Origin of the sequence: Collimonas rhizosphaerae (assembly GCF_038896935.1) — a bacterium.
GTDB lineage: Bacteria > Pseudomonadota > Gammaproteobacteria > Burkholderiales > Burkholderiaceae_D > Collimonas > Collimonas rhizosphaerae.
In genome coordinates this window covers 1-2,598 of the sequence record NZ_JBANDC010000046.1, presented here as the reverse complement: position 1 = coordinate 2,598, position 2,598 = coordinate 1, and the positions used below count along the sequence as shown (strand labels likewise).

Genomic DNA, 2,598 nt, shown 5'->3' with positions numbered 1-2,598 from the left:
CAAGGCATGACCGGCGCCGGCGTCGCGGTCGGCGTGGTCGATACCGATTTCGACGTCAGCGATCCCCAATTGGCCGGCCGCATCAGCAAGACCGTCTACAGCAGCGGCGGCGCCAACGGCAACATGCACGGCGCCGAAGTGGCGCAGGCCTTGGCCGGCAGCACCCTGGGGATCGCCCCCGGCGTATTCGTGCAGGCCGCCGCCGCCGGCACCACCGGCAACAGCCTGCTGCTCAGCAGCCAGATCTACCAGGACCTGTTCGCCAAGGGCGTGCGCATCTTCAACCAGTCCAACGGCATCAGCGCCAGCGGCGCCTCGGTGGCCCAGGCGCTGGCCCTGTACAACCTGTACCACCCTTACGTGGCCCAGAAAGGGCTGTTCGTCTGGTCCACCGGCAATGACGGCGCGGCGCAGCCGAACCTGAACGCCAGCCTGCCATCGCTGTTCGGCGACCTGCAAAGCGGCTGGCTGGCGGTCACCGCGGTCAACGCCGCCGGCGGCAGCAACGGCTATAGCGCCAGCGATACGGTGCCGGGCGCCATCTCCAGCTACGCCAACCGCTGCGGCGTGGCCGCCAACTGGTGCCTGGCCGCAGCTGGCGATTTCATCTCCAGCGTCAGCGGCGCCCGGGTCTTCGGCACCTCTTTCGCGGCGCCGGCGGTGACCGGCGCCGCGGTGCTGGTGCAGCAGGCCTATCCCTGGATGAACGCCGACCTGATCCGCCAGACCATCCTGTCGACGGCGACCGACATGCACGATAGCGCCACCTACGGCTGGGGATTGCTCAACGCCAGCAAGGCGGTCAACGGACCGGCGCTGTTCGATACGCGCCTGGCGCTGGGGCCCAACGTCAACGTCCAGTTCGACAACGCCGCCTCGGTGTTCAGGAACGATATCGGCGGCGACGCCGGCCTCAACAAGAGCGGCAGCGGCCAGCTGACCCTGGCCGGCAACAATACCTACCAGGGCGCCAGCAACATCCTCGGCGGCAGCCTGAACATCACCGGAGCGGTGGCTTCCAGCGTCAATGTCGGCGCGGCAGGCCGGCTGGGCGGCGATGGCGGCCGCATCCATGGCAATGTCAGCAACAGCGGACGGGTCGACAACAGCGGCGCCGGCCTCACCATCGGCGGCAATTACGTCGCCACGCCGGCGGCGGTACTGGCGAACCAGCTCAACACCACGCTGACGGTGGGCGGTGCGGCGATCCTGGGCAATTCGCACCTGGTCGCCACCACGCCCGGCGGCAGCACGGATCCTTCGGGGTATGTGACGCAGCAGGCGGGCGTGACCGGCAAGGTGCTGACCGCGGCAGGCGGCGTCAGCGGACAGTTCAGCGATATCAGTTTCGAGGCCGATGGCGTCAGTTTTACGCCGGGCGTGTTCATTGCAGCGAACCTGTCCTACCAGGCCAGGGAAGTGGACTTGCAGATCAGCCGCACCAATGCCGTCGTCATGGCGGCGGCCGCTTTCAAAGGCGACGCGACCCGCAACAATGCGGCGGCGAACCTGGAGGCCGGCTTGCAGGCGGCGGACCAGATGGTCGCCAGCGGCAATACGGCAGGGGTGAACGGCGAATTCCTGGCCAGCGCCGCGGCGTTGCAGAAGAGCGCCAGCATCGCGGTGGCGGGGCAGGTGCTGGACAGCCTGTCGGGCCAGATCCACGCCTCGGCCCAGGCGCTCACTTTCCAGCAGTCGCAGGCCTTGAACCGCGACCTGGGCAACCGGCTGGCGGCGCTGGGCAGCCAGGCGCATGACGGCAGCGGATTGTGGGTCAGCGCCATCGGCGCTTCAGGCACCTTGCGCGAGAGCGGTTATGCCAGCGGCGACACTTCCTTGTGGGGCGGGCAGTTCGGCGTCGATACCCGGCTCGATGCCGCGACCATCGTTGGCGCGGCGCTGGCGTATGCGGACAGCAAGGCCAGCTTCGACCGGCTGGGCGGTCAATCGAAGGGGCACAGCACCGGCGTCTCCCTGTATGGCCGCCATGCATTCGGTGCGGACGGCTGGTATGTCGCGGGACGGGCGGGCGCAGCCAGCATCGACAGCACGGTGACGCGCAGCGCGGTGATCGGCAATAGCGAGCAGAACCTGGGGACCAGCCACACGGACAGCCTGTGGTCGGCCTATGCGGAAGGCGGTTATGTGTTGCCGCTCTCGGCCGACATGCGGCTGACGCCCTACGCCGGCCTGGCGTATGACCGCCTCAAGCGCGGCGGCTTTACCGAAAGCGGCGGCGTGTTCGGCTTGACGGCGGACAGCCAGGCTTACAAACAGACGGCGGGGCTGCTGGGTGTGCGGGGCGACAGCAGTTTCCAATGGGCTGGCGGCTTGAGCGTGGTGCAGGCTTACGCGGCGTGGCAGCATGCGTTCAGCGATGGCAGCCTGGATTTCGGGGCGGCGTATGTGGGGGCGCCGGCGGCGCGCTTCACGGTACAGGGGATCGGCTTGGCGCGTAGTTCTGGCTGGGCGGGTTTGGGTTTGAATACGGCGGTGGATAGCCGCTGGGGCTGGTACTTGAACTACGATGCGCAGCTGGGCAACGGCGGGTTGCGCAACAGCGTGCTGGCGCTGGGGCTGCGCTTCAGGCTTGATTGA

1 protein-coding gene is annotated in these 2,598 nt (G+C 68.1%); it reads left to right on the top strand.

Annotated features, from left to right (window positions below):
* Window positions 1-2,598: autotransporter domain-containing protein (locus V8G57_RS26210; protein ID WP_342831974.1), on the top strand; the 2,598-nt coding region annotated here is incomplete at its 5' end.